The sequence below is a fragment of the Burkholderia anthina genome, assembly GCF_001547525.1.
In the GTDB taxonomy this organism is placed as follows: domain Bacteria; phylum Pseudomonadota; class Gammaproteobacteria; order Burkholderiales; family Burkholderiaceae; genus Burkholderia; species Burkholderia semiarida.
In genome coordinates, this window is sequence record NZ_CM003768.1 from 1576917 (window position 1) to 1601263 (window position 24347).

Sequence of the window (24347 nt, forward strand, 5' to 3'; positions counted from 1 at the left end):
CCGGCCGCGTGTCGTCCTGCCCGTTTCCGTTTGCGCCATCGCGTCGGAACAGTGATCGCAGGGCCGCGCCCGGACTCGCACTGACACCGCAACGCACTCCAATCCGTTCGTTCACGTCGTCGGCTTTTTCCCTGTTTCCGGAGAAAGACCATGACGCTGGATTTTCGCGCCTACGCGCAATCGCTCGACCTCGCCCGCTACCCGCGCACGCCGCACCTTGAAGGCTCACGCCTGCAGGACGGCGACGAAGGTCACGACCATGTTCCCTATCGCACGCTCGCCGGCGCGTACCTTGTCGTCGAGGAAAAGCTCGACGGCGCGAACACGGGCATCAGCTTCAGCCCGGCTGGCGAACTGCTGCTGCAGTCGCGCGGCCACTATCTGGCCGGCGGCGGCCGCGAGCGGCAGTTCGGTTTCGTGAAGACCTGGGCAGCGGCCCATGCCGGCTGGCTGCTCGAGCGCCTCGGCGATCGCTACGTGATGTACGGCGAGACGATGAGCAAGAAGCACGCGGTGTTCTACGACGCGCTGCCGCATCATTTCTTCGAATTCGACGTGTTCGACCGCGCGACGGGCCGCTTCCTGTCGACGCCCGCGCGGCGCGCACTGCTCGCCGACGGGCCCGTGCTGTCGGTGCCCGTGCTGTACGAAGGCGTGGCGCCGGCGCGGCTTGCGGACCTCAAGGCGCTGCTCGGTCCGTCGCTTGCGAAGACGCCGGACTGGCGCCGCGCATTCGAGCACACCGTGCGGCGGCAAGGGTTCGATCTCGCGCGTGCCTGGCAGCAGTGCGACAAGTCGGAGCGCTCCGAAGGGCTCTACGTGAAGGTCGAGACCGACGACACGACGACCGCGCGCCTGAAGTGGGTGCGCCACGATTTCGTGCAGGCGATTCTCGATTCCGCGCGCCATCACTCGGAGCAGCCGTTCATCCCGAACCTGCTCGCGCCGGGTGTCGACCTGTATGCGCCGTGCCCGACGGTGACGTGGGCGTCGTGTCCGGCTGCGCATTCGAACCCATGAATACGAAGCGGCTGCGCGCCGCGTCGACAGGAGTCCAGATCATGAAGTACGAAAACTTGCAGGCGCTCGTGCCTGCGCCCGGACGACAGCCGGACTATCGCGCGTGCCTCGCGGCGTTCCCCGCGCTCGAACATGCGAAAACAACGCCGCAAGAGCCCGCGCATCACGGCGAAGGCGACGTATGGACGCATACGATGATGGTGATCGATGCGCTGCTGGAACTGCCCGGATATCAGGCAGCGTCGCGCGCCGATCAGGAAATCGTGTTCCTGGCCGCTCTGCTGCACGACATCGCCAAGTCGAGCACGACAGTGCTCGACCCCGTCACCGGTGCGATCGGCCATCCCGGCCACTCGCGCAAGGGGGCGATCGATGCGCGCATCGCGTTATGGGATGCCGGCGTGCCGTTCGCGGTGCGCGAGGCCATCTGCCGGATGATCGCCGTGCACCAGGTGCCGTTCTTCGCGATGAGCGGTGCGCGCCGTGGCACGCCGGAGTTCATCGCGCGCGAACTGTCGTGGCAGGTCAGCCTGCCGCTGTTGTGCCTGCTCGCCGAAGCGGACATCCGCGGCCGCATCTGCCACGACACGCAGCGCGTGCTCGACAACATCGAGCTGTGGCGCGAACTGGCGCGGGAGGACGGTTGTTACGGCCAGCCGCGTGCATTCGCCGACGCGCATACCGCACTCAGCTACTTCCGCGGCGCGGACGTGCATCCCGACTATCCGCTGTTCCGCACGCCGGGCTCGTCGGTCGTCGTGATGGCGGGCTTGCCTGCATCGGGCAAGAACACGTGGGTGGCGCGCCATCATCCGGATCTGCCGGTCGTGTCGTTCGACGATGCGCGCGATGCGTTGGGGCTGCGTCACGGCCGCAACGAAGGCGCGGTCGCGCACCATGCGATCGATGCCGCGAAGGTGTTGTTGCGCGACCAGCGGCCGTTCGTGTGGAATGCGACGAACCTGTCGCCGCTGATGCGCAAGAAGACGCTCGACCTGCTGTATGCGTACGGCGCCGACGTGACGCTCGTGTACCTCGAACGGCCCCGCGCGGAGCTGTTGCGCCGCAATGCACGGCGCGACACGTCGTTGACGAACCGTGCGCTCGAGGCGATGCTGCTGCGCTGGGATCTGCCGCTGCCGACCGAAGCGCATGCGGTGCGCTACGAAGTCTGACGCGGCGACCCTAGCTCGCCATCACGATGAATACCGTCAGCGCGATCGGGAACAGCGCGAGACCAAGCAGGCCCAGCGCGCCGTCCGCCGCCATCGTGATCGGCGACAGCGCGAGCTTGGCGCCCTTGCCGACGGCCGACAGCTTCTCCGTCACCGTCACGCCATACGCATGATTGAACGCCTGCGGGACTGCCGACGGCGTGACATCGTTCGGCAGGTAGCGCTTGCCGCTGATCGTGCCTTCCGACTCCAGGTGGCCCGAGTCCTTCCTGAAGCCGTCCGCAAGCGCACGCTCGCGCGTGCCGGAGCCGGTCGGCGCATCTGCGTAGTCCAGCATCATCGTGTAATGACCGGTGATCGTGTCGCCATGCGCCTCGAAATCGTTGAACGCCGTGTGGAGCTTCGGGCGATACGGCGCGGTGAGCACGGTCGCGAGGCCCGGCGGCATTTCGAAGATGTAGTGATACCGCTTGCCGAGCACGACGAGTTGCTTGCCGTCGGATGTAATCAGGAAGGTCGACAACGTTTCGTCGTATTTCGAATCCTTCATCCACTCCTTGGTGACGGGACCGAAATCGGCGCAGCCGGCCAGCATGCCGGACGCCGCCATGGCAGGCAGCGCGAGAAATGTTCTTCTTTTCATGAATGTTGTAATGGTGTTGTTCGTTATTCGGCGGAACCGCGTGAATGTCGGCGAAGCGTTCGACGAACGCTGCGCGCTGACGGCCCTGGATGCGGTTTCTCCGGCCGCCATTCTAGGGCCGAAACAGGAAATGCGATACGTGTCGCCGCGCGCTGTAGATTTGCAATGTCCTGTATCCGCCCCGACGGCCGATACAGTGCGATACACCGCCCGCGCGCGGCTTCGCTATAAAGCAGGCGTGACCTTTTTCGGAGCCCGTCATGTCTGCCACCCGGTTCAAAGGATCCTGCCATTGCGGGGCCGTCAAATTCGAAGTCAGCACGGCCATTGCGCCGGCCGTTCGCTGCAACTGCAGCCTGTGCCGCCGGCGCGGCGCGCTGATGAGCCCGATGTTCGCCGCCGCTAACCTGACGATCGTCGAAGGCGAGGGCGCACTGACGTGCTATCGCTTCAACACGCACACCGCACGTCACTATTTCTGCAGCCGGTGCGGCGTCTATCCGTTCCACCAGACCCGCAAGGACCCGGCATGCTGGCGCGTCAACCTCGGTTGCCTCGACGGCGTCGATCCGTACACGCTCGACGCGACGGTGGCCGATGGTGCGAGTCTCTCGGTCGTGGAGGACGCATGAAACGCTGGCTGATGATCCTGCTGTTTGCCGCGGGCGGGCTCGCGACCGAAATCGCGCATCCGGTGCAGTGCACGTTGTTGTCGGTCAGCCGTCAGCAAACCGGCAAGCGCCGCAAGCCGGGCTGAGCGCGGCGCGCGCGAGCCGATCGACCCCGATTATCATGCTTCCGATAAGATCGCATGCGATATATAATGCGATTGTCTGCGACCGTTCGCGTCGCTGGAGGAAGTCCATGAAACCGACCGAAACCCCGTCGCCCGCCGCGCCGAAGCTGTCCGAGTTCCTGTGCTTTGCGATCTACTCGGCGAACCTCGCGTTCGGCAAGGCGTACAAGCCGATCCTCGACGAGCTCGGCCTCACGTACACGCAATACATCACGATCATCGCGCTGTGGGAGCAGGACAACCAGACCGTCGGCCAGCTCGGCGAGAAGTTGTTCCTCGAATCCAATACGCTGACGCCGATCCTGAAGAAGCTCGAGGCAATGGGTTACCTGGAGCGGCACCGCGATCCGTCCGACGAACGCCAGGTGCTCGTCAGCCTGACGAAAAGCGGCCGCCGCGTGCGCGAGAAGGGGCTCGACATGAACCTGGTCGAAGCCACCGGGCTGAAGCCGGACGAGTTCGCGAAGGTGCAGAAGGCGATCGTCACGCTGCGCGGCAACCTGATCCGGTCGACCGAAGAATAAAGGCACTCAGGCATGACGAGTGGCCGGCGCGTGAATCGCGCCAGCCGAATTGTCACGCGTGCGCATCGCCCAGCACCAGCAGGTGCATGTCGCGCCGTACGACGAAACCGAGCGCGAGATAGCGCTCGATCGCCACCTGGTTCGTCGTGAGCACGTGCAGGAACGGCGTGTCCGATCGTGCGTCGATCGACGCAATCAGCGACCGGATCAACCTCGCCGCCAGCCCTTGCCGCCGAAACGCGGCATCCACGCACACGGCGCTGATCTCCGTATAGCCGTCCAACTGCATCCGCTCGCCGGCCATCGCGGCCAGCCGCCCTTCGCTGCGCACGCCGATGTAGCGGCCGAGTTCGAACGTGCGCGGGCCGAACGGGCCCGGCTGCGCGGCGGCGGTCAGCGCAAGCATGTCCGGCACGTCGGCTTCGCCGAGCGGGACATGTTCCGATTCATGTGCCGGGTCGAACGTCCGTTGCCAGATCATTTGGAGCAGCGTCGCGCGCCGGATCACCGACCATCCCGCCGGTGGCGCGATCTCGTCCGGCGTGACGAGCGCGGCCGGCCCGTGTGCGGCGACCAGCGCGCGCAGCGCGTCGAACGACGCCGGGCTCGTGTCGGCGAGCGCGGCAAACGGCGCCACGGGCGCCGGAAACCGCCATGCGCGGTCATTGCCGAGCGCAAAGCGGTGCTGCTTGCCCGTCAGCGCGTTCCAGACAACGCGATCGAGCACGTGCGCATCGCTTGTCGCGTTTCCGGTCATGGCATCCGGCATCGGCGGCTCCTTCGTGAAAGATGGGGGTGCCGCACAGAATAATCCGGGATGGGCGGGGATGCAGGTTGCGGCAATGCAAATAAAAGCGCATACGATTACATCGCATGCGCTTTATATGATGGACTTCAGCGACCGAATTCGTCGTACCACGCTCAATGCCCGAAATAGATCGAGCGCTCGGCCATGCGAATCGCGCCGCGGCTGCCGGACTGCGTGGCGCCGCCGGCATCACCGCCGTAACCGGCTGTCTGCGTATCGGCCGCGACGGCGCCATCGTCGCGAATCCTTTTCAGCGCCGCCTGGATATTGTCCGGATAGTGCGGATCGTTGGGGCGATTCGGCTGGTAGCCGGCTTGCTGCAACGCGGCCAGTTCGGCACGCACTTGCGCACGCGTGACGGTGCTTTCTCCGGCAAAAGCCGGCGCGGCGACGGCGGCCGACACGGCAACGAGCAGGGCGGCAATCAGTTGGGGCTTCATCATTCACCTCGACAGGGATTCAGGAATTCAGGGGGGCGCACCGCACGCCGGCCATCGGCGCCGTTCGCGCGTTCGTTCAATGACCGAAGTAGATCGAGCGTTCGGCAACACGCATCGCCGGCCGGCTGCCCGACTGCGTCGCGGCGGCGGCATCGTTGCCGTAACCGGATGCCGATGCGTCGGCCGCCACCGCGTCGTTCGCATGAATGCGCGTCAACGCGGCCTGCAGGTCGTCCGGGTAATGCGGATCGTTCGCGCGGCCCGGCCGATAACCGGCTTGTTCCAGCTGGACGAGCTCGGCGCGTACTTGCGCGCGGGACACGACGGCTGCATCGGCAAACGCCGGCGCGGCGGCAGAAGCGGAAACAGCGACGAGAAGGGCAGCGATCAGGCGGGTTTTCATCATTCACCTCGACAAAATGGAATCAGGAATAAAAGGACTCAGGGTTCACGTACCGGCGTAGTGCTCAGTGACCGAAGTACACCGAACGCTCGGCCACGCTTGCGACATCGCGGCGGCCGGATTGCGTCGCGGCGCCGCCGTCGCTGCCGTACCCGGCAGCCGCTGCGTTGGCCGCGACGGCGTCGCCCGCATGGATCCGCGTCAGCGCGGCCTGCAGATCGTTCGGATAGGTGGCGTCGGTCGCGCGGTTCAGCGGATAGCCGGCGTGTTGAAGCTGCGCGAGCTCGGCGCGCACCTGCGCACGCGTCACGGTGGTTTCGTTGGCGAACGCCGGTGCGGCAACAGCGGCCGAAACAGCGACGAGCAGGGTAGCGATCAGTTGGGTTTTCATCATTCACCTCGATGGAAAAGGAATCGGGAATTCGGGAGGGCGGCGCTCGGCCGCCCGATGCAACGTTCAGACGATCCGGATGTCGACGTCGATGTTGCCGCGCGTCGCCTTCGAATACGGGCAGGTCTGGTGAGCGGCGTCGACGATGCGTTGCGCGACGTCGCGCTCGAGCCCCGGCACGCTCACGTTCAGCCGGGCCTGCAGGAAGTACGCGTTGCCCGCGGTGCCGAGATCCACTTCGGCATCGACCGCGAGGTCGGCCGGCAGCGTCACCTTCGCGGCACGCGCCGCAAGCTGCATCGCACCGATGAAGCAGGCCGACCAGCCGGCTGCGAACAGTTGTTCCGGGTTGGTGCCGGTGCCGGCGCTGCCCGGCGACGAGAACTGGATGTCGAGGCGGCCGTCGGAACTGCGCGCCGTGCCGTCGCGGCCGCCGGAAGTCGTATGCGTCTTGCCCGTGTACAGCACCTTGTCGATCTTGCTCATCATTTGCTCCGTCGGTTGGTTTGTCTCAGATGCGATTCGATCGCATGCGACGCAGTTTCCGCCTGACGACCTCTCTCGTCAAGCGGATTCGATTAAATCGCATGCGATATTTTGTATTTCAATGTATCCGGATCGTGTAGCGCCTTTCCTGACAAGCTTTTCAGACGATCCGGCCCCGATTGCACGGTGCACCGACGTGCGTGCCCGATGCCGGTAGGGCGCGCGAGAACACTTGCGGGACGGGATGCCGCCCCACACGTCCGGCCTGTCATCACGCCACCTCGATTTCGGCGATCACGACCAGGATCACGGCGGCGTTGGCCGGCAACTGGTGCTGGGAGAACGCCGAACGCGCATGTCCGGCCTTGGCGCCGAGCACGGCGGCGAACAGGTCGGACGCACCATCGATCACGGCTGGCTGTCCGAAAAAGCCGTCGGCAGAGCTCACGTGCCCCTCGACGCGCACGATCTTGCGCAGGCGATCGAACCCGCCCAGATGCTTGCGGATTTGCGCAAGCACGTTCAGTGCCGCCAGCCGCGCGGCATGCTTGCCATCGTCGACGCTCAACTGCTCGCCGACACGGCCGGTATAAGCAAGCTTGCCGTCGGCGAGCGGCAACTGTCCCGACACGAACAGCAGGTTGCCGGCTTCGCCGACGGCCGTATAGCTGCCGAGCGGACTCGGCGGTTCCGGTAATGCGAGGCCGAGTTCGGCCAGGTTCTGTTCGACGCTCATGTCGTGCTCCTTGCGGTAAAAGGGATCGGGCGGCCGGCGTGGCCCGTGAATCACTGTAGTCACGCGGCCGAAGCCGGTAAATGCCGGCCGCGCAATTGAGTCGGGACGTCATGTAACGAATCGCGCCCGCCGCACCGGCTGGTTTCCCGCACGAGATTCATGCACACTCGTTGCTTCACCGCGTCCCCCATGGCCGAGACGGCAGGAATCGCCCCATGCAACGACAATTCGACGATCTGCTGCTGGGCAGCATCGAGCTGTTCTGTCTGGCTGCCGAGCTCGGCAGCTTCACGCTTGCGGCAAATGCGGCCGGCGTCACGCCGGCTGCGGTCAGCCGGTCGGTCGCACGGCTCGAGGAGCGTCTCGGCGTGCGCCTGTTCGTACGCACGACGCGACAGATCCGGCTGACCGATTCCGGCCGGCGTTATTTCGAGCAATGTCGCGATGCGTTGTCGCAGCTCGTCGACGCGGAGCGCGAAGCCACGGGCCAGCAGGCCACGCCCGCCGGCCTGCTACGGATCAGCATGCCGACGCCGTACGGGCACTATCGCGTGCTGCCGCTGCTGCCGGCGTTTCGCGAGCGCTACCCGGCGGTACGCATCGAAACTCACCTGAGCAACCGCAACGTCGACTTCGCCGAGGAAGGCTACGATCTCGCGATCCGCGGTCGCGCGCCGGCCGATTCGAGCCTGGTCGCGCGCAAGCTGGAGGACGCCGAACTCGTCGTCGTCGCGACGCCCGGCTATCTGAAGCGCGCGGGCACGCCGATCGCGATCGCCGACTTGCACGCGCACGAATGCATCCAGTTCGAGCTGCCGAGCAGCGGACGGACGATTCCCTGGCTGTTCGACGACGGCGCGGATGAAATCGACGTCACGACGGCCGGCAGCTACGGCACGTCGGGCGACGTCCTGGCCGGCGTGACGCTCGCGCGCGGCGGCGCAGGGCTGTTCCAGACCTACCGCTTCATCGTCGAGCACGATCTGCGCGCCGGCACGCTCGTGGAAGTGCTGTCCGGCGTCGGCGGCCGGTCGCGGCCGTTCGTGCTGCTGTACCCGCATGCACGCTTTCTGTCGTCGCGCGTGCGGGTGTTCGTCGACTTTCTCGTCGAACAGCTGGCGCAGGCGCCTGCCAACCCGACAGCCGGCACACGCGGCAAACGCGCCGGCGCATCGCGATAGACACGCCGGCTCGCGGCTTCGACGCCGGCGCTCAATGCCCGGCGCTCTGACCGCCGTCCACGTGCAGGATTTCGCCGGTGACGAACGGCGCCGAATCGAGATACAGGATCGCACCGACGATATCGCTCATCTCGCCCATCCGGCCGACCGGATGCAGCGACGCGAGCGTCGCGTGCGTGTCGGCCGCATGCATCGGCGATTTGATGATGCCGGGCGACACCGCATTGACGCGAATGCCGGCCTTCGCATACTCGATCGCGAGCGACTTCGTCGCGGCATTCAATCCGCCTTTCGTCAGCGACGCCAGCACCGACGGTACGTTGCTGTTCGCGTGATCGACCAGGCTCGTCGTGATGCTGACCACATGGCCGGCGCCGTGCTTCTGCATCGCGGCGATCGCACGCTGCGTGACGTGGAAGAAGCCGTTCAGGTTGACGCTCGTGATCCGTGCATAGTCGTCCGCGGTGTATTGCGTGAACGGCTTCGCGACGAAGATGCCCGCGTTGTTGACGAGCGTGTCGACACGGCCGAAATGTTCGATTGCCGCATCGACCACACGGTGCGCGACGGCCGGATCGCCGATGTCGCCCGCGACGGTGACGAGATCGGGACCGTGCGACGGGCCGATCGAACGGGACGTCGCGACGACGCGATGGCCGCGTGCCCGGAATGCGTTGACCGTTTCCGCCCCGATGCCTTGCGATGCGCCGGTGACGATGATGACTTTGGATGCGCTCATGATGTACCTCGACAGGTGAATGGTGTTCGGCCTCGATGCCGACCGGATCGATGAATCCGATGGGCAGACTGTAGGCGTGCCGGTCACGATTTCGAACACCCGCCATGGAGCAACAGTCTTGCGTCGCGGGAACAAATGACGGGAAAAGGCGAGGGTCTGCGGCGATCGCCGCGCTGGAGTCGGGTACGCCGCCGCGCCGGGTGCTCGCCAAGTCGGCGCGCTACGGGAGAATGTCGGCGCGGGGCGGGATCGCGCCTGATGGACCGATTTTCCGGGAGCTTGAAGCGTCGATTCGTTTGCCACGAAAACGCGGGGTTGGATAAGAAAATACCTCTATCCGGATAACTTTTCTTATCACGATAGCACTATCGCAAATCCAAACTCGCCACTTCAAAAACGCGTATGACGTCGAGCGCGTCGTCGAATCGAAGGGCAGGGAAGCGACCGCGCCGTCACGCCGTCACGCCGGCGCGTTCCTCCGCGCAAACAGCAGCGTCAACACCTCCGCGGTCGCGTGCGCGACATCGTGTGCGGTCGTATCGACCAGCGCATGCGCGCATTCGCGATACAGCGGGTCGCGCGTCCGGTACAGCGCGGCGAGCGTCTGCCGCGGTTCGCCCGCCTGCAGCAGCGGCCGCCGCCGCGTGTCGTCGCGCGTACGCCGCCACAGCACATCGGGATCCGCATGCAGATAGATCACGCTGCCGCGCTCGCTCAGGCGTGCGCGGGTGTGCGGATTCAGGACCGAGCCGCCGCCGGTCGCCACGACCACGTTCGCGCGCTGCGTCAGCTCGTCGACGATATACGCTTCGAGCAGCCGAAAGCCGCCTTCGCCGACCACGTCGAACAGCGCGGCGACCGAGCGGCCGGTGCGCCGCTCGATCTCGTCGTCGCTGTCGGCGAACGCCCAGCCGAGCGAAGCCGCGAGCGCGCGGCCAAGCGTCGATTTGCCCGCGCCCATCATGCCGACCAGAAACGCGCGCCCGCCGGCCGTCTCGACGGCGGGGCTCATAACCGTCGCGCGAGCGGCCAGCCGGCCCGCGTCGCCAGGCAGATCCTTCGCGCGCGCACCGCGTCCGACAGCGTGTCGAGCGCCGCGCCGGTCGACGCGTCATCGGCGTCGAGCAGCGCGCCGAGCACCTGCTCGTCCGGATCGCAGGCCGCGATGTGCTCGGCTGCATCCGCCGCGATGGTCCGCGGCGTGCGTTCAGGCGCCGCGTCGCGCTCGGGCCGCCGCCACCTGCCGTGCAGATCGCGCCATCGCACGACCAGCCCGTAGAGCAGCGCACCACCCGGCACGGCCGCGTCGTCGGGTGCCGCTGCCGAATCGTCGGCCGTCGTACACCGTGTGACCCAGCTCGCGAATTCGAGCAGCGACGCGTCGTGGGCAACCGTCGCCGCGTCGAGCGCCACGGCCACGCCGGCATCCCGCAGCCGGCCGAGCAGCGTCCGCACGCCGTCGTGCGCGCCGCCGCACGGCTGCAGCAGCACTTCCAGCTCGTCCTCGTGGCGGCACGCGAGCGCACGGTGCCGCTCGAGCGCGGCGGGCTCGAGCAGCGCCTGCGCCGCATGCCGGACGATCACGATCGCGCGATCGTCCCGCCTCTCGACGATCGCGCCGATCCGGCGCCGGGCGCGCGCCACCGCGCAGCTCACGTTTCGCTCCCGAGCGCGCGCTCACGCATCACAGCGACCCCTGGAATTCGAGCACGCGCGTCTTGAATTCGTCGGGCACGGCCAGCGTCGTGTTGTTCGCGTAATCGAACATCACGTGCGTCGACACGCCGCGCGCGACGATGGTCTGGTCGTCGCGCTCCATCAGGTGTTCGAGATCGAAGCTCTTGCTGCCGAAGCGCACGATGCTCGAGCGGACGGTCAGGTTGTCGCCGAACTGGGCCGGTGCGAGGTACTCGCACTGCGTCTTCACCATGATGTGCGGCAGTTTCTCGGTGCGCGGCAGGCCGAGCAGATCGAACATGTAGCAGAGGTACGAATGCTGCAGATAGTCGTAATAGACGGGGCTGCTCACATGCCCCATCGAATCCGTATCGCGATACTTGACGTGAATGGGGGTTTCGTAATGCCGTTTCGACATGGTGACTCTCCGCAATGACTGGGTTGATTTATATTTTCGAGCCCGAATGGCCTGTCGGGCATCCGAAAATTAATCGAACGACTATCGGGCCGCCACTATCAGAACGAATAGCGAAGCGTGGCGGAAAGCCGCATGCGGACGCATTCGCCGCTGCAAGATCACGGCCTGATTTCCGAACGAAAACCCAATGAACGCTCCATTCCACACCCGCGAACAGGCATGCCGACAGGATCCTCAATTATCGAATCCGACGCTTATTTACCTCATTCATAAGGTTATGAATTAGAAACTGATAACTATGTTAGTTGCGCGCTGAAAGCACCATTCAATACAGTCGCGCTGTAGTAAAAAGTCACGTTCATTATCGACAGGAGGGCAGTCCCCATGCATGCAAACGCCTGGACGACAAACCGCGACGCCGTGCTGCGCTTGCCGTCCCCTGCGGATCTGGCCGGCGCGCTGCCGCCGGCGTGGCGCGCGTCGCGCACAGTTCATACGACCCGCCGCGCGATCGTCGACGTGCTCGACGGCGCGGACGACCGGCTCGTGGTCATCGCCGGCCCGTGTTCGATACACGATCCCGACGCCGCGCGCGACTACGCGGCACGGCTCGCGCTGCAACGCGCGCGCTTCGCGGACGAGCTGGAAATCGTGATGCGCGTGTATTTCGAGAAGCCGCGTACGACGGTCGGCTGGAAGGGGCTGATCAACGATCCGCTGCTGGACGGCAGCGACCGGATCGACATCGGACTGCATACGGCCCGCGCGCTGCTGTGCGACATCAACGGCGCGGAGATGCCGGCCGCGACCGAGTTGCTCGATCCGCTGTCGCCGCGCTACCTGGCCGATCTGATCGCCTGGGGCGCGATCGGCGCGCGCACCGTCGAGTCGCAGGTGCATCGCGAGCTCGCGTCGTCGCTGCCGATTCCGATCGGCTTCAAGAACGGCACCGACGGCAATGTCCAGGTCGCCGTCGACGCGATGCGCGCGGCGGCGCACGCGCACCGGTTCCTGTCGATCGATGCAGGCGGCCGGCTATGCGCGAGCGCGTCGCCCGGCAATCCGCATACGCACGTCGTGCTGCGCGGCGGACGCGAACCGAATTTCGACGCGGCCGCGGTGAACGCCGCCTGCGAACGCATGACGGCCGCGCAGTTCGCGCCGCGCGTGATGATCGACGTCAGCCACGGCAACAGCCGCCGCCAGTACCGGAACCAGCTCGCCGTCGGCGCGGAAGTCGCCGCGCAGGTGGCGGCCGGCGATACGCGCATCGTCGGCGTGCTGATCGAATCGAACCTGATCGAAGGGCGGCAGGATCTCGTGCCCGGCGTGCCGCCGCGCTACGGGCAGAGCATCACGGACGCGTGCCTGTCGTTCGCCGATACCGCGCAGTTGTTCGAGACGCTCGCGCACGCGGTGCGTACGCGGCGACGCGGCCACCCGCTGCCGCTCGGCGCCGAGTTCGCGCACGAGCCGCTGCTCGCCTGCTGCGCGTGAGCGGCCCGGCGCGATACGCTCAGATGGCGGCTTCGTCATGGATGCGCGTCGCGTCGCCGGCCCACGCGTCGCGATAGCGGGCCAGCCAGTGCTCGGCCTGCGTCGGCGCACCGGCGACGATCTCGTCGAGCGGCGCGAGATACATCGATTCATCGCGGCCGGCCGCATCCGTGCGCGCCCGCGCGCGCAGGCCGCGATGCGCGATCGCGAGCGCATCGGCCGCGATCGCGCGTAACGACCGGCCGCCGGCCGGCGTATCGAGCCCGGTACGCGGCACGTCGCGACGCAGCGCGAGCAGCGTACCGCGGTCGATCTCGGCAGCCAGCGCCCCGGCATCCGACAGCGCCGCCGGATCGTACAGCAGGCCGGTCCAGAACGCGGACAGCGCGACCATCATGTCGGGCGAGCCGGCGTCGGCGCCGCGCATCTCGAGATAGCGCTTGAGCCGGACCTCGGTGAACACCGTCGTCAGATGGTCCGCGAAATCGCCCAGCGTCGGCGTCTCGCCTTCGAGGTGCGGAATGCGCCGCCGCATGAAATCGCGGAACGTGTGCCCGGTCGCGTCCGCATAACGATCGCCGCGCCGCACGAAATACATCGGCACGTTGTCGAGCAGCCAGCTCACGTAGCGCTCGAAGCCGAAGCTGCGCGACAGGAACAGCGCCGGCGCGCCGCAGCGATCCTCGTCGGTATCGAGCCACGTGTGCGCACGCGTCGACAGCAGGCCCGACGGGCGGCCGTCGCGGAACGGCGAATTCGCGAACAGCGCGGTGGCGACCGGCTGCAACGCGAGCGACACGCGCATCTTGCGCGCCATGTCGCTTTCCGATGCGAAATCGAGGTTGACCTGCACGGTGCAGGTGCGCTGCATCATGTCGAGCCCGCGCGTGCCGACCCGCGGCATGTAGCGCCGCATGATCGCGTAGCGCTGCTTCGGCATCCACGGCAGCGCGTCGCGCGACAGGTGAGGGTGAAAACCGAGCGGCACGCAGCGCAGGCCGAGCGGATCGCATGCCGCGCGGGCCGCGGCGAGGTGCGCGTGCAGCTCGGCGTGCGTGTCGTGCAGCGTATCGAGCGGGGCGCCCGACAGTTCGAGCTGGCCGGCCGGCTCGAGCGAGATCGCGGCGCCGTCGCGCTGGATCACGCCGACGGTCTGCCCGGCATCGACGATCGGCGTCCCGTCGCCGCGCAGCCGCGCCAGCACCTCGGCGATGCCGGACGATCCTTCATAACGCGCGGCAGCATGCGTCGCGCGGGAAACGACGAACTTCTCGTGCTCGGTACCGATCCGGAACTGCGCGGCCGGCTTGCAGCCGGCGGCCAGATGATCGGCGAGCTGCTGCTCGGAGACGATCGGCGTGTTGTCCGATCCGACGGCGTTCGACATCGACATCCTCCACAGGTCACATTGGGCGACCGACCGGCCGGTCGCACGGCGACTATAGCGACGTCGATGCGCGCGCAGTACTGGCAGGGGTGATAGGGGCCGGCCGATGCCGCGCGGCGTTACGGCTGCTTGCGCTTCGCGAAGTAATGCGCGGGCGAATCGCCGAACGCGCGGCGGAACATCGCGATGAAATTGCTCGGCGTCGCATAGCCGAGCGCGTCGGCGATGTTGGCGACGCTGTCGCCGTTCGCCAGACGTTCGAGCGCATGCGTGAGCCGCGCCTGTTGCCGCCACTGCGCGAAGCTCGTGCCGGTTTCCGCGACGAACAGCCGGCTCAGCGTGCGGGCGGACAGCCCGGCCCACTCGGCCCACGCGTCGAGCGTGCGGCTGTCGTGCGGCTGCCCGAGGATCGCATTGGCGATCCGCAGCAACCGCCGGTCGTGCGGCATCGGCAAGTGCAGCGGTTCGTGCGGCGCGCGGCGCATCTCGTCGAGCAGCACGACGCTCATGCGCGCCTGTTCGATGTCGAGCCGGTCCTGGTCGGCCCACGACACCGCGCGCCGCACGAGCGCGCGCATCAGATCGGTGATCGCGATCACGCACGGCTGGTCGGGCATGCGGCGGCTCGCGGCCGGCGCGATCACGACGCTCCAGCCGCTCAACGCGCCGCTGATGCTGACCTTGTGCTGCTCGCCCGGCGGAATCCAGCCCGCGCGATGCGGCGGCAGCAGCCACGAACCGTGCGGCGTGCGCACGTGCGCGAACCCGCTTTCGACGCAGAACACCTGGCCGCGCAGATGGCTGTGCCAGTCGACCTCGCGGGTGCCGAGCTGGTAGGTATTGCTGCCGTCGTCCTCGCCCCAGACGGCGATCAGCGACGGGCCGTCCGCGCGTTCGCTCGGATCGGCGTCGGCGCGTTGCGCCGCGCGGGCGGGAGAGGCTTCTCGGATGGGCATGGCCGGAATTCATTATTTTTTGTCTAAACAACATTATCAGCTTTACCCGGGAGCGTCCAACAATGCGTGTCGTGTTCAAACCCAAACGAAGCAGAGGAACGCGATGCACGCAGCACTTGCTCCCTCGCCACGCGATGCCGTCGCGCGGCGCGTCCTGTCGCGCATGGCCGCAGTCGTGGCGCTCGCCATGCTCGGCGCATGCGCGAGCCGCGACGGGCTCACGCCCGCCGGCACGCTGCGCGGCGCCGATACGCTCGCGGCATCGCGCAGCCTCGCGCATGCGCCGGCCGCCGACTGGCCAGCAGCCGACTGGTGGGTTGCGCTGAACGATGCGCAGTTGAATGCGCTGATCGACGAAGCGCTTGCCGGCAATCCCGATCTCGCGACCGCCGATGCGCGTGCGCGCGAGGCGCAGGCGCTCGTGATCGAAGCACAGGCTGCCCGCTTGCCGCATCTGGTCGGCCGCGCGGGCGCGAAAGGGGAACGCACGTCCGGCACGCAGTTCTCGAAAGGCGAGGGCGGCGGCGTCTTCAGCCACACGCGCGAAATCAATCTCGGCCTGAGCTGGGATCTCGATTTGTGGGGCGGCCGCCGCGCGGCGTGGGAAGCCGCGCTCGGCGAAGCGCGGGCCGCGCAGATCGATGCACGGGCCGCGCGCGTGCTGCTGTCCGTCAACGTCGCGCGCGCCTACGTGAATCTCGCCTATGCGTTCGATCAGCAGGACGTCGCGCGGGCCGAATACGATCGCGCCGACGAAGCACTGTCGCTGACGCGTCAGCGTGTCACGAAAGGCATCGACAACGTCGCGCAGCAGCGCCAGGCGGAAAGCGAAGTCGCGGCCGCGATGCGCGAGCAGGCACGCGCGGCGCAGGCGATCGACAGCGCGCGCATCGCGCTCGCGATCCTGCTCGGCGCGGGCCCCGATCGCGGCCTTGCGCTCGCGCGGCCCGCGCCGCTGCCCACCGCCGCGCTCGCGGTGCCGGCCGACCTGCCGGCCGCGCTGCTCGGCCGGCGCGCCGATCTCGTCGCCGCACGCTGGCGGGTGGAAGCCGCGAGCCGCAACGTCGCGGCTGCCCGCGCGGACTTCCTGCCCGACGTGAGTCTCACCGCGCTGATCGGCCTCGCGACGCGCGGCGGTGCATCGCTGTTCCAGGCAGCGTCGCGCACCTACAACGTCAGCCCGGCCGTGAGCCTGCCGATCTTCGACGGCGGCGAACGGCGCGGCGTGCTGCGCAAGCGCGACGCGCAATACGACGTCGCGGTCGCCACCTACAACAAGACGCTGATCGGCGCGATCGGCGAGGTGGCCGACGATCTGCACCGGCTGCATTCGCTCGCCGTGCAGGCCGATGCGCAGCAGCGCGCATTCGACTCCGCCACCGATGCATGGCGGCTCGCGGACGCGCGCTACCGCGCGGGCGTCGGCAGCTACCTCGACGCGCTCGTCGTGCGCCAGCAGCTCCTGATCGCGAGCCGCGAAGTCGCCGCGTTGCGCGCCCAGCGCGCGGACCAGTCGCTGCAGCTCGTCGCCGCGCTCGGCGGCGGCTTCCGCGCCGAGCCGGACGACGTCGCGCTCGCCGCCACTCCTTCCCACCGTCCTTGACATCGAACCATGAGCAGCGACAACACCCTGCAGACTCCCGCGCGGCCCGCCGCCGCCGATCCGGCCAGCGCCCGCCAGCAACCGTCGGCCGACCACACCGGCGCGCCGCGCGCGCCAGGCGGGTCGGACGCCCGCACGCAACCGGCACCGGGCGGCGCCGCACCGGCCACGCCGCCGCCCGCAAGACGCAAGCACCTCGTGCGTGCGCTCGTCGCCGTGTTCGCGCTCGGCATCGTCGGCTGGGGCATCTGGTACGGGCTCGTCGGCCGCTGGTACGAGTCCACCGACAACGCGTACGCGCAAGGCAACGTCGTCGAGCTGACGCCGCAGGTGACGGGCACCGTCGTGTCGATCGACGCGGACGACGGCGACCTCGTCCGCGCCGGCACGCCGCTCGTCCGTCTCGACGCGAGCGACGCGCAGATAGCGCTCGCGGCCGCGCAGGCCGACCTCGCGGCCACGGTGCGCAAGGTGCGCGGCCTGTACAGCAACGAGCGCGGGCTCGCGAACAGCATCGACGGCGCGCGCGCCGATCTCGACGCGCGGCGCACCGCGCTCGACAAGGCGAAGGCCGACTACCGGCGCCGCGAGGATCTCGGCCGCTCCGGCGCGATCTCGCGCGAGGAGCTCGCGCATGCGCTCGATACGCTGACGTCCGCGCAAAGCGCGTACGCCGCCGCGCAAAGCGCGCTCGCGACGTTGAGCGAACAGCACCAGACGAGCAAGGCGCTCGTCGACGACACCGCGGTCGCGTCGCATCCCGACGTCGAGGCCGCGGCGTCGCGGCTGCGCGCGGCCTATCTTGCCCGTGCGCGCACCGACATCGTCGCGCCGGTCACCGGCTATGTCGCCAAGCGCACGGTGCAGGTCGGCCAACGCGTGTCGCCCGGCGTGCCGCTGCTCGCCGTCGTGCCGCTGCGCGAGCTGTGGGTCGACGCGAACTTCACCGAAAAGCAGCTCGAGCACATGCGGATCGGGCAACCAGTCGAGCTGACGGCCGACCTGTACGGCGACGCCGTGCGTTATAAGGGCCGCGTGCAGAGCCTCGGTGTCGGCACCGGCAGCGCGTTCTCGCTGCTGCCCGCGCAGAACGCGACCGGCAACTGGATCAAGATCGTGCAGCGCCTGCCGGTGCGCATCGAGCTGACGGATCCATCGCAACTCGACGTGCATCCGCTGCGCATCGGCCTGTCGATGCACGCGCGCGTCGACCAGCACGACCGCAGCGGTGCGATGCTGTCGCGCCGCGCGCAGGACGCGCCGGTGTTCAGGACCGACGTGTACCGCGACGAGCTCGCGCGCGCCGACAGCCTGATCGCCGACGTCGTGCATGCGAACCTGCCGGCGGCGGTGCGTGCGGAGCGTGTGCGATGAGCGGCCCGATGCCGGCCGCGGACGCCGGCTTTCGCCCGTCGAGCGTCGCGCTGACGACGTTCGGCCTCGCGCTCGCGGTGTTCATGCAGGTGCTCGACGGCACCGTCGCGAACGTCTCGCTGCCGACGATCGCCGGCAACTTCGGCGTCAGCACGACGCAGAGCGCATGGGTCGTCACGACGTTCTCGGTCAGCAATGCGATCGCGTTGCCGCTGACCGGGTTTCTCGTCAAGCGTGTCGGGCAGGTCCGGCTGTTCGTGTGGGCGACGCTGGCGTTCACGTTCGCGTCGCTCCTGTGCGGCCTCGCGCAGAACCTGCCGCAGCTCGTCGCGTTCCGCGCGCTGCAGGGCCTCGTGGCCGGGCCGATGATCCCGACCACCCAGGCGCTGATGCTGTCGATCTACCCGCCGCAGCGGCGCGGCTTCGCGCTGTCGATGATCGCGATGGTCACCGTCGTCGCGCCGATCGCGGGCCCCGTGTTCGGCGGCTGGGTGACGGAACATTACTCGTGGCGCTGGGCGTTCCTGATCAATCTGCCGATCGGCGTGTTCGCCGCGATGTGCGTGTTCGCGCAGATGCGCGCGCGCGTCGAGACGACGGTCGCCGCGCGCGTCGACTATGTCGGGCTCGCCGCGCTCGTCGTCGGCGTCGGCGCGCTGCAGATCGTGCTCGACAAGGGCAACGAAGCCGACTGGTTCAATTCGACGTTCATCGTCGTGATGTCGGTGGTCGCCGCGTTCGGGATCGCGCTGTTCCTGATCTGGGAGCTCAACGAGCCGAACCCGATCGTGAACCTGCGGCTGTTCGCGCATCGCAACTTCGCGGCCGGCACGCTGACGCTCGTGCTCGCGTACTCGGCGTTCTTCGCGGTCAACGTGATCGTGCCGCAGTGGCTGCAGCGCACGCTCGGCTATACGGCGTTCTGGGCCGGGCTGGCCGTCGCGCCGATGGGCGTGATCCCCGTGCTGATGACGCCGTTCATGGGCAAGTACGCGCCGCGCTTCAACATGCGCGTGCTCGTGTGCTGCGCGTTCGCGATCCTCGGCACGTCGTCGTTCCTGCGCGCGGGCTTCGTACCCGACGTCGACTTCACGCACATTGCGCTGATCCAGCTGCTGCAAGGCCTCGGCCTCGCGCTGTTCATCATGCCGATCAACAGCATCCTGCTGTCCGACCTGAAGCCGGACGAGATCGCCGCAGGCTCCGGCCTGTCGACGTTCCTGCGCACGCTCGGCGCGAGCTTCGCCGTGTCGATCACGTCGTTCTTGTGGGACCGGCGCGCGATCCTGCATCACGCGCAGCTCAGCGAACACCTGAGCAGGTTCGATCCGTCCGTTCGCGCCGAACTCGCGCAGCTGGGTGGCGACGATCCGCAACGCGCGGCGGCGCTGCTCGGCAACCTGGTCGACGCGCAGGCGTACCAGATCTCGTTCAACGACGTGTCGTTCGCGCTCGGCTGCGTGTATCTCGCCGTGATCGCGGTGGTGTGGCTCGCCCGCCCGCCGTTCGGCCCCGGCGCTGCCGCGAAACGATGAAGCGGGCGCCGCGCGGCCCGTTCCGACCCATGCTGTTCAACTCGATGGAGACTGACCCGATGCCTACCCACCACGCTGGAAACGCGCCGTCCGCACTGGCGGCGCTCGCCGTGTTCGACGTCACGGAATTCCCGCTCGTCGTCGTGCGCAACGACGCCATTGCGTCCCGCGGCTACGCGCAGCGGTGGCTCGACGACATGCACGCGCTGATGCGGCACGGCGAGCCGTTTGTCATGATCTTTCCGCCGGCCCGCCCCGACGAGCCGCACGACGACCGCAAGGAGCGCGGCATGTGGCTCAAGCAGAACCGCGCCGCGCTCGCCGCGGTCTGCCGCGCGCTCGTGTCGGTCGAACCGGACCCGAACGAGCGTGAAGCGGCCATCGCGAACGCATCCGGCATCGAAAAGGCGTTCGGGATCCCGTTCGACGTGACGGCTTCGCTCGACGACGCGAAGCAGGCGGGTCGGCGACGTCTGACCGAGGCGGTCTAGCGCGGCCCGTTCGCGCGCAACGCCTCGAACCGGTTGCGCAAGTCCGCCTGATTGCAGATTCCAACTAATAAACGGGGTGGCTTGTATGAAAGGACTGGATTGTCTGAAATGGTTGGTACCCGGCGACACGGACGCGTCATGGCAGCGGATGACCGACGCGGCCGCCGGCATGGGGTTCGACAAGGTCGTGCTGATCGTGCTGCCGTTCGCCGGCGCATCGTTCGATCTCGCGCGCAAGTGGAGCAGCGGCGTGCCGGGCTGGACGGCGCTGTACCGGCAGCGGCAGTTCGACCGCATCGACCCGATGCTGCAGCATTGCTTCCGTTCGGCGCTGCCGCTCGTCTGGGACGGCGCGCTGTTCGGGCTGCCCGGGCAACGGCCATGCTACGAGGCGGCGGCCGCGTACGGCATGCGCAGCGGCGTCGTGTTGCCCGTGCGCGGCCCGAAGGGGGAGGTCGGCATGCTGTCGTGCGCGAGCGCGGACGATCTCGCCACCACGTGCGAGCGCTGCGACCGGCATCTGGCGGCGCTCACGCTGCTGCGCGACATCGCCTGCGAAGCGATCGCCGGCACGCGCTGCCACACACCGCCCGACAGCGTGCCGCGTCTGAGCCGGCGGGAGGTCGAGTGCCTGCGCTGGCATGCGGCCGGCAAGACCTCGTGGGAAATCGGCCACATCCTGAACGTGACCGAGTCGTGCATCAACTTCCACTTCATGAACATCCGCCGCAAGTTCAACGTGTCACGTCGGCACGAAGCCGTGCTGCGCGCGGTCGAGTGGGGGCTGATCAGCATCTCTGACGTGACCGTGCAGACCTGATGCCGGCGTCCCGTCGAGCCAGCGGTCGAGAAACGCGCTGAGCCACGCGGCCGTCGCGCGGTCGTGCCGGCAGCCTTCGTTCGCCTGCGTCGCGAGATCCTGCGCGCCGGGCACCCCCAGCTTGTGCGCGGCCGCCGTGCTCCAGCGCCGCATCATCGGATAGCTCACTTCCGGATGGAACTGGACACCGTACGCGCGCGGCCCGTAACGGACGGCCTGGTTCTCGAAATGCTCGCCGGTCGCGAGGATCTCGAGCCCCGCGACGCGCTCGAAGCCCTCGCGATGCCACTGATACACGTGCGACGGCCATGAACCGAGCCGCCGGCCGGCCGGCGTCGCGGCGATCGGCCAGTAGCCGATTTCCGCGCGCCCGTCGCGATGCGCGTTCACGCGACCGCCCAGGTGGCGGATCATCATCTGCGCGCCGAGGCAGACGCCGAGAAACGGCGCCGCCTCGCGCAGCGGCACGCCGATCCAGTCGATCTCGTCGCGGATCCAGCGATCGCCGTCGTTGGCGCTCATCGGGCCGCCGAACACCACGGCGCCCGCATGGTCGGCGAGCGTCGCCGGCAACGGATCGCCGAGCGGCGGGCGCCGGATGTCGAGCGGATGGCCGCGGGCGGCGAGCAGCCGGCCGATCCGGCCGGGGCTCGACTGTTCGCGATGCAGCACGATCAGGATCGGACGAAGGGCGGAATGCGTCATGTCGTGAGGTCGATAGAAGGTCAGCCCGGCTGGCCGCGCAACGCGTCGAACGACACCATCACCTGTTCGCGGTAGGCGGGCCGTCGGCACAGGCGGGCGTACCAGGCCTCGACGTGCGGCAACGGCGGCCGCTCGACGTCGAGCGAGAAATAGCGGAACAGCGTCGCGCCGGCCGGGATGTCGGCCAGGCCCGGCGTCGCGCCGCCGAGAAACGGCTGGGTCGACAGCAGCCGGTCGAGCAGCCGGTAATGCGCCGCGCTGCGCGCGGCCTTGTCGCGCACGATCGCATCGTCGCGCCGCTCCGGCGGCGTTCGCACGAGTGCCCAGAACAACCCGGTCATCACGTCGGGTTCGAGCGCGGTCTGCGACCAGTCCATCCAGCGCTCCGCGCGCGAACGGGCGAACGTGTCGCGGCACCAGAACGGATTGCTCGGCACGCGCGCGGCCAGATAGCGCAGGATCGTGTGCGACTCCCACACGACGTCGCCGTCCCAGTCGATCACCGGGATCCGGCAGGTCGGATTCAGCGCCGCGAACGCGGGCGTCTGCAGCGAGCCGTGCTCGCCGCCGGCCGGAATATGCCGGTAAGGCAGGCCGAGCTCGCCGATGAGCCACAACACCTTCTGCACGTTGAACGACGTGCGGCGGCCCCAGACGGTCAGCATCGCGCGGCATCCTCGCAGGCGGCGGTCGACGCGCATGCCGCGTAGCGGTCGAGGCCCGCCGCCAGATCGGCGATCAGGTCGTCCGCATCCTCGAGCCCGATGTGCAGGCGCACGCCGCGGCTGCCGGCCTGCCAGCGCGCCGCGAGGCCGTGCGCGTCCAGTTCGAACGGCAACGCGAGGCTCTCGTAGCCGCCCCACGAATAACCGAGCCCGAACAGCGCCAGATGATCGAGAAACGCGTCGATCGCGTGCGCGGGAGCCGGTTGCAGCACGATCGAGAACAGCCCCGACGCGCCACGGAAATCGCGGCGCCATAGCGCGTGGCCCGCGTCGCCCGGCAACGCCGGATACAGCACGCGCTGCACTTCGGCGCGCGTCGCGAGCCAGCTCGCGACCGCAAGCGCATTGCGCTGATGCTGCCGCAGCCGCACGCCGAGCGTGCGCAGCCCGCGCAGCGCGAGATACACGTCGTCGGGGCCGGCGCACAGTCCGAGATCGCCATGCAGTTGCTTCAGCGCGGGCCATGCGCGCGCGTTGGCCGACACGGTGCCGAGCATCGCATCCGAGTGCCCGACCAGATACTTGGTGCCGGCCTGGATCGACAGGTCGATCCCGAATGCATGCGGCTGAAAGAACAGCGGCGTGGCCCAGCTGTTGTCCGCGAGGACGAGCGCACCGTGCGCATGCGCGAGCCGCACGAGGGCAGGGATGTCGTGCATGTCGAACGTGTAGGAGCCGGGCACCTCGACGTACAGTGCACGCGTGTTCGGACGAAACGCGGCTGCGACGGGCGTGCTGCCGTCGTACCACGTCGTCTCGACGCCGAGCCGCGCAAGCACGCCTTCGCATGCGTGACGCACCGGGCCGTAGACCGATGCGGTCATCAGCAGATGGTCGCCGGGCTTCAGGCACGACAGCAGCGCGAGCGTGCACGCGGACAGGCCCGACGGGCACAGCACCGCGCCGGCGCCGCCTTCGAGGCGCGTCACCGCGCGCTCGAGCGCGTCCGTCGTCGGTGTGCCGCGACGGCCGTAGATATACGGCTGCGTGCGGTTCAGCAGATCCGACACCGTCGGGCTGAGCACGGTCGACGCATGGTAGACGGGCGGATTGACGAAGCCGTGCCACGCGGCGCTGTCGCGGCCCGCGTGCGCGAGCCGCGTGTCGTCGTGCAGGCCGTCATGCGCGCCGTCGCGCGGCGGCGGCGGTTCGTCACGCTTCACGGCCATAGCGCACACCGTTCCCAGCGCGCGCCGGCGCGACGATAGGCCTGCCGCGCGAAACGGCGCGAACTGTCGGCCCGCCAGAACTCGACTTCGTCGGGGGCCAGCGCATACAGGTGCCAGTCGGGCGACACGAGCGCCGGATCGGCGGCCAGCCGTTCGAGCTGCGCGTCGATCGCACGCGTCAGGTCGGCCGGATCGTCGAGCCGTTCGCTTTGCCGTCCGGCCAGGATGCTCGCGCGCGACCGCTCGGGGCGGCTCGCGAAATCGGCATGGCCTTCGGCGTCCGGCAACCGCTCGACCGGGCCGCTCAGCCGGATCTGGCTCGCGATCGCGGGCCAGTAGAACGTCAGCGCCGCGAACGGCCGGTTCGCAAGCTGGCGGCCCTTCGGACTGCGTGCGTTCGCCGCGAAATGCCAGCCGCGCGCGTCGACGTTCAACAGCACGACGGAACGGGCATCGGGCCGTCCGTCCGGGCGGACCGTCGACAGCGTCGTCACCTGCGGTTCGAGCGCGCCGGCGGTCACGGCCTCGTCGAGCCAGCGTTCGAACTGCGCGTGCGGCGTGTCGGCCCAGTGGTCGGCCGGCACGTGCGGCGCGGCATGCGCGAGGGTTTTCAGCGCCTTCAAGCGCGTGGCGATCGTATCCATGGCG

Annotated in this window: 29 protein-coding genes; 12 read left to right on the forward strand and 17 right to left on the reverse strand. The window is 68.3% G+C overall.

From position 1 onward, the window contains the following. Positions 1 to 150: 150 nt before the first annotated feature. Together WS64_RS07245 and WS64_RS07250 are read left to right on the forward strand one after the other, a co-directional pair. On the forward strand, positions 151 to 1020 hold the full coding sequence (locus WS64_RS07245; RefSeq protein ID WP_060966120.1) for an RNA ligase family protein: 870 nt from the start codon (positions 151 to 153) through the stop codon (positions 1018 to 1020). A gap of 41 nt (positions 1021 to 1061) precedes the next feature. Continuing rightward, entirely contained in the window at positions 1062 to 2195 is a 1134-nt protein-coding gene (locus tag WS64_RS07250) for an AAA family ATPase (protein ID WP_059585373.1), read from the forward strand. A gap of 10 nt (positions 2196 to 2205) precedes the next feature. On the opposite strand, the gene WS64_RS07255 is transcribed toward WS64_RS07250, so the two are convergent. Further along, positions 2206 to 2838, reverse strand: a complete 633-nt coding sequence (locus WS64_RS07255) for a hypothetical protein (protein ID WP_059585348.1) — start codon at positions 2836 to 2838, stop codon at positions 2206 to 2208. 260 nt (positions 2839 to 3098) lie between these two features. Here WS64_RS07255 and WS64_RS07260 point away from each other — a divergent pair, with 260 nt between their 5' ends. From WS64_RS07260 to WS64_RS07265, 3 genes are all read left to right on the forward strand, one after another. Then, a complete protein-coding gene (locus WS64_RS07260; RefSeq protein WP_059585349.1) occupies positions 3099 to 3470 on the forward strand; it encodes a GFA family protein in 372 nt (123 codons plus the stop codon). Continuing rightward, positions 3467 to 3595: a hypothetical protein gene (locus tag WS64_RS35490; RefSeq protein WP_256122098.1), complete on the forward strand. Its 129-nt coding sequence runs from the start codon at positions 3467 to 3469 to the stop codon at positions 3593 to 3595. Before WS64_RS07260 ends, WS64_RS35490 begins: the two co-directional genes overlap by 4 nt. Positions 3596 to 3702: 107 nt before the next feature. Next, positions 3703 to 4158 carry a MarR family winged helix-turn-helix transcriptional regulator gene (locus WS64_RS07265; protein ID WP_060966121.1) on the forward strand — a complete coding sequence of 152 codons (456 nt, stop codon included), beginning with the start codon at positions 3703 to 3705 and terminating at the stop codon, positions 4156 to 4158. A 52-nt stretch (positions 4159 to 4210) separates the two neighbouring features. On the opposite strand, the gene WS64_RS07270 is transcribed toward WS64_RS07265, so the two are convergent. The 6 genes from WS64_RS07270 to WS64_RS07295 all read right to left on the reverse strand — a co-directional run bounded on the left by WS64_RS07270 (position 4211) and on the right by WS64_RS07295 (position 7422). Continuing rightward, positions 4211 to 4927, reverse strand: a complete 717-nt coding sequence (locus tag WS64_RS07270; RefSeq protein WP_060966122.1) for a GNAT family N-acetyltransferase — start codon at positions 4925 to 4927, stop codon at positions 4211 to 4213. 152 nt (positions 4928 to 5079) lie between these two features. Further along, the gene (locus WS64_RS07275) at positions 5080 to 5409 is read right to left on the reverse strand and encodes a DUF4148 domain-containing protein (RefSeq protein WP_060966123.1); all 330 of its coding nucleotides are present in this window, start codon (positions 5407 to 5409) and stop codon (positions 5080 to 5082) included. A 73-nt stretch (positions 5410 to 5482) separates the two neighbouring features. After that, the gene (locus tag WS64_RS07280; protein WP_059585374.1) at positions 5483 to 5809 is read right to left on the reverse strand and encodes a DUF4148 domain-containing protein; all 327 of its coding nucleotides are present in this window, start codon (positions 5807 to 5809) and stop codon (positions 5483 to 5485) included. Between the two features lie 64 nt (positions 5810 to 5873). Continuing rightward, positions 5874 to 6200 (reverse strand): DUF4148 domain-containing protein, encoded by a 327-nt coding sequence (locus WS64_RS07285; RefSeq protein ID WP_059643487.1) that lies wholly within the window; start codon positions 6198 to 6200, stop codon positions 5874 to 5876. A 66-nt stretch (positions 6201 to 6266) separates the two neighbouring features. Next, positions 6267 to 6686 carry an organic hydroperoxide resistance protein gene (locus WS64_RS07290; RefSeq protein WP_060966915.1) on the reverse strand — a complete coding sequence of 140 codons (420 nt, stop codon included), beginning with the start codon at positions 6684 to 6686 and terminating at the stop codon, positions 6267 to 6269. Positions 6687 to 6957: 271 nt separating this feature from the next. Next, positions 6958 to 7422, reverse strand: a complete 465-nt coding sequence (locus WS64_RS07295) for a RidA family protein (protein ID WP_059585377.1) — start codon at positions 7420 to 7422, stop codon at positions 6958 to 6960. A gap of 215 nt (positions 7423 to 7637) precedes the next feature. Between WS64_RS07295 and WS64_RS07300 the strand changes: the two genes are divergently transcribed. Further along, entirely contained in the window at positions 7638 to 8603 is a 966-nt protein-coding gene (locus tag WS64_RS07300; RefSeq protein ID WP_060966124.1) for a LysR family transcriptional regulator, read from the forward strand. Between the two features lie 31 nt (positions 8604 to 8634). Here WS64_RS07300 and WS64_RS07305 read toward each other — a convergent pair whose 3' ends face one another. From WS64_RS07305 to WS64_RS07320, 4 genes are all read right to left on the reverse strand, one after another. Continuing rightward, positions 8635 to 9342: an SDR family NAD(P)-dependent oxidoreductase gene (locus WS64_RS07305; protein ID WP_060966125.1), complete on the reverse strand. Its 708-nt coding sequence runs from the start codon at positions 9340 to 9342 to the stop codon at positions 8635 to 8637. A 460-nt stretch (positions 9343 to 9802) separates the two neighbouring features. Beyond that, positions 9803 to 10354: a shikimate kinase gene (locus WS64_RS07310; protein ID WP_060966126.1), complete on the reverse strand. Its 552-nt coding sequence runs from the start codon at positions 10352 to 10354 to the stop codon at positions 9803 to 9805. Then, a complete protein-coding gene (locus WS64_RS07315) occupies positions 10351 to 10998 on the reverse strand; it encodes a hypothetical protein (protein ID WP_060966127.1) in 648 nt (215 codons plus the stop codon). Before WS64_RS07315 ends, WS64_RS07310 begins: the two co-directional genes overlap by 4 nt. Positions 10999 to 11026: 28 nt before the next feature. Continuing rightward, entirely contained in the window at positions 11027 to 11437 is a 411-nt protein-coding gene (locus tag WS64_RS07320) for an acyl-CoA thioesterase (protein WP_059585355.1), read from the reverse strand. A 384-nt stretch (positions 11438 to 11821) separates the two neighbouring features. Here WS64_RS07320 and WS64_RS07325 point away from each other — a divergent pair, with 384 nt between their 5' ends. Continuing rightward, complete coding sequence (locus tag WS64_RS07325) at positions 11822 to 12934, forward strand: 3-deoxy-7-phosphoheptulonate synthase (RefSeq protein WP_060966128.1); 1113 nt, start codon at positions 11822 to 11824, stop codon at positions 12932 to 12934. A 19-nt stretch (positions 12935 to 12953) separates the two neighbouring features. Here the strand turns inward: WS64_RS07325 and WS64_RS07330 are convergent, their stop codons facing one another. Both WS64_RS07330 and WS64_RS07335 read right to left on the reverse strand, forming a co-directional pair. Continuing rightward, a complete protein-coding gene (locus tag WS64_RS07330; protein ID WP_060966916.1) occupies positions 12954 to 14321 on the reverse strand; it encodes a glutamate--cysteine ligase in 1368 nt (455 codons plus the stop codon). 119 nt (positions 14322 to 14440) lie between these two features. Beyond that, positions 14441 to 15277: an AraC family transcriptional regulator gene (locus WS64_RS07335; RefSeq protein WP_059585357.1), complete on the reverse strand. Its 837-nt coding sequence runs from the start codon at positions 15275 to 15277 to the stop codon at positions 14441 to 14443. Positions 15278 to 15440: 163 nt separating this feature from the next. Here WS64_RS07335 and WS64_RS07340 point away from each other — a divergent pair, with 163 nt between their 5' ends. The 5 genes from WS64_RS07340 (at position 15441) to WS64_RS07360 (ending at position 21100) form a co-directional block, all read left to right on the forward strand. Next, entirely contained in the window at positions 15441 to 16880 is a 1440-nt protein-coding gene (locus tag WS64_RS07340) for an efflux transporter outer membrane subunit (RefSeq protein WP_244166579.1), read from the forward strand. Between the two features lie 9 nt (positions 16881 to 16889). Continuing rightward, positions 16890 to 18254, forward strand: a complete 1365-nt coding sequence (locus WS64_RS07345) for an efflux RND transporter periplasmic adaptor subunit (RefSeq protein ID WP_081103791.1) — start codon at positions 16890 to 16892, stop codon at positions 18252 to 18254. Next, positions 18251 to 19789 (forward strand): DHA2 family efflux MFS transporter permease subunit, encoded by a 1539-nt coding sequence (locus WS64_RS07350; protein ID WP_060966130.1) that lies wholly within the window; start codon positions 18251 to 18253, stop codon positions 19787 to 19789. The genes WS64_RS07345 and WS64_RS07350 overlap by 4 nt, the downstream gene beginning before the upstream one ends. A gap of 59 nt (positions 19790 to 19848) precedes the next feature. Further along, the gene (locus WS64_RS07355) at positions 19849 to 20280 is read left to right on the forward strand and encodes a hypothetical protein (RefSeq protein WP_059585360.1); all 432 of its coding nucleotides are present in this window, start codon (positions 19849 to 19851) and stop codon (positions 20278 to 20280) included. A gap of 85 nt (positions 20281 to 20365) precedes the next feature. Continuing rightward, positions 20366 to 21100 (forward strand): autoinducer binding domain-containing protein, encoded by a 735-nt coding sequence (locus tag WS64_RS07360; protein WP_081059346.1) that lies wholly within the window; start codon positions 20366 to 20368, stop codon positions 21098 to 21100. Here the strand turns inward: WS64_RS07360 and WS64_RS07365 are convergent. The 4 genes from WS64_RS07365 to WS64_RS07380 are packed head-to-tail and all read right to left on the reverse strand — an operon-like array spanning position 21023 to position 24343. Beyond that, positions 21023 to 21805 (reverse strand): glutamine amidotransferase, encoded by a 783-nt coding sequence (locus WS64_RS07365; RefSeq protein ID WP_081103792.1) that lies wholly within the window; start codon positions 21803 to 21805, stop codon positions 21023 to 21025. The two genes, WS64_RS07360 and WS64_RS07365, sit on opposite strands and share 78 nt — an antisense overlap. 20 nt (positions 21806 to 21825) lie before the next feature. After that, positions 21826 to 22470 carry a glutathione S-transferase family protein gene (locus tag WS64_RS07370; RefSeq protein ID WP_081103841.1) on the reverse strand — a complete coding sequence of 215 codons (645 nt, stop codon included), beginning with the start codon at positions 22468 to 22470 and terminating at the stop codon, positions 21826 to 21828. Continuing rightward, a complete protein-coding gene (metC, locus tag WS64_RS07375) occupies positions 22464 to 23699 on the reverse strand; it encodes a cystathionine beta-lyase (protein WP_081103793.1) in 1236 nt (411 codons plus the stop codon). Before metC ends, WS64_RS07370 begins: the two co-directional genes overlap by 7 nt. Further along, entirely contained in the window at positions 23690 to 24343 is a 654-nt protein-coding gene (locus tag WS64_RS07380) for a pyridoxine/pyridoxamine 5'-phosphate oxidase (RefSeq protein ID WP_059585364.1), read from the reverse strand. Before WS64_RS07380 ends, metC begins: the two co-directional genes overlap by 10 nt. Positions 24344 to 24347: the final 4 nt, after the last annotated feature.

Bases quoted from the DNA above. Each gene is read 5' to 3' on its own strand.
- WS64_RS07245 (WP_060966120.1), top strand. From the start codon at position 151: ATGACGCTGGATTTTCGCGCCTACGCGCAATCGCTCGACCTCGCCCGC.
- WS64_RS07250 (WP_059585373.1), top strand. From the start codon at position 1,062: ATGAAGTACGAAAACTTGCAGGCGCTCGTGCCTGCGCCCGGACGACAG.
- WS64_RS07255 (WP_059585348.1), bottom strand. From the start codon at position 2,838: ATGAAAAGAAGAACATTTCTCGCGCTGCCTGCCATGGCGGCGTCCGGC.
- WS64_RS07260 (WP_059585349.1), top strand. From the start codon at position 3,099: ATGTCTGCCACCCGGTTCAAAGGATCCTGCCATTGCGGGGCCGTCAAA.
- WS64_RS35490 (WP_256122098.1), top strand. From the start codon at position 3,467: ATGAAACGCTGGCTGATGATCCTGCTGTTTGCCGCGGGCGGGCTCGCG.
- WS64_RS07265 (WP_060966121.1), top strand. From the start codon at position 3,703: ATGAAACCGACCGAAACCCCGTCGCCCGCCGCGCCGAAGCTGTCCGAG.
- WS64_RS07270 (WP_060966122.1), bottom strand. From the start codon at position 4,927: ATGCCGGATGCCATGACCGGAAACGCGACAAGCGATGCGCACGTGCTC.
- WS64_RS07275 (WP_060966123.1), bottom strand. From the start codon at position 5,409: ATGATGAAGCCCCAACTGATTGCCGCCCTGCTCGTTGCCGTGTCGGCC.
- WS64_RS07280 (WP_059585374.1), bottom strand. From the start codon at position 5,809: ATGAAAACCCGCCTGATCGCTGCCCTTCTCGTCGCTGTTTCCGCTTCT.
- WS64_RS07285 (WP_059643487.1), bottom strand. From the start codon at position 6,200: ATGAAAACCCAACTGATCGCTACCCTGCTCGTCGCTGTTTCGGCCGCT.
- WS64_RS07290 (WP_060966915.1), bottom strand. From the start codon at position 6,686: ATGAGCAAGATCGACAAGGTGCTGTACACGGGCAAGACGCATACGACT.
- WS64_RS07295 (WP_059585377.1), bottom strand. From the start codon at position 7,422: ATGAGCGTCGAACAGAACCTGGCCGAACTCGGCCTCGCATTACCGGAA.
- WS64_RS07300 (WP_060966124.1), top strand. From the start codon at position 7,638: ATGCAACGACAATTCGACGATCTGCTGCTGGGCAGCATCGAGCTGTTC.
- WS64_RS07305 (WP_060966125.1), bottom strand. From the start codon at position 9,342: ATGAGCGCATCCAAAGTCATCATCGTCACCGGCGCATCGCAAGGCATC.
- WS64_RS07310 (WP_060966126.1), bottom strand. From the start codon at position 10,354: ATGAGCCCCGCCGTCGAGACGGCCGGCGGGCGCGCGTTTCTGGTCGGC.
- WS64_RS07320 (WP_059585355.1), bottom strand. From the start codon at position 11,437: ATGTCGAAACGGCATTACGAAACCCCCATTCACGTCAAGTATCGCGAT.
- WS64_RS07325 (WP_060966128.1), top strand. From the start codon at position 11,822: ATGCATGCAAACGCCTGGACGACAAACCGCGACGCCGTGCTGCGCTTG.
- WS64_RS07330 (WP_060966916.1), bottom strand. From the start codon at position 14,321: ATGTCGAACGCCGTCGGATCGGACAACACGCCGATCGTCTCCGAGCAG.
- WS64_RS07335 (WP_059585357.1), bottom strand. From the start codon at position 15,277: ATGCCCATCCGAGAAGCCTCTCCCGCCCGCGCGGCGCAACGCGCCGAC.
- WS64_RS07340 (WP_244166579.1), top strand. From the start codon at position 15,441: ATGGCCGCAGTCGTGGCGCTCGCCATGCTCGGCGCATGCGCGAGCCGC.
- WS64_RS07345 (WP_081103791.1), top strand. From the start codon at position 16,890: ATGAGCAGCGACAACACCCTGCAGACTCCCGCGCGGCCCGCCGCCGCC.
- WS64_RS07350 (WP_060966130.1), top strand. From the start codon at position 18,251: ATGAGCGGCCCGATGCCGGCCGCGGACGCCGGCTTTCGCCCGTCGAGC.
- WS64_RS07355 (WP_059585360.1), top strand. From the start codon at position 19,849: ATGCCTACCCACCACGCTGGAAACGCGCCGTCCGCACTGGCGGCGCTC.
- WS64_RS07360 (WP_081059346.1), top strand. From the start codon at position 20,366: ATGAAAGGACTGGATTGTCTGAAATGGTTGGTACCCGGCGACACGGAC.
- WS64_RS07365 (WP_081103792.1), bottom strand. From the start codon at position 21,805: ATGACGCATTCCGCCCTTCGTCCGATCCTGATCGTGCTGCATCGCGAA.
- WS64_RS07370 (WP_081103841.1), bottom strand. From the start codon at position 22,470: ATGCTGACCGTCTGGGGCCGCCGCACGTCGTTCAACGTGCAGAAGGTG.
- metC (WP_081103793.1), bottom strand. From the start codon at position 23,699: ATGGCCGTGAAGCGTGACGAACCGCCGCCGCCGCGCGACGGCGCGCAT.
- WS64_RS07380 (WP_059585364.1), bottom strand. From the start codon at position 24,343: ATGGATACGATCGCCACGCGCTTGAAGGCGCTGAAAACCCTCGCGCAT.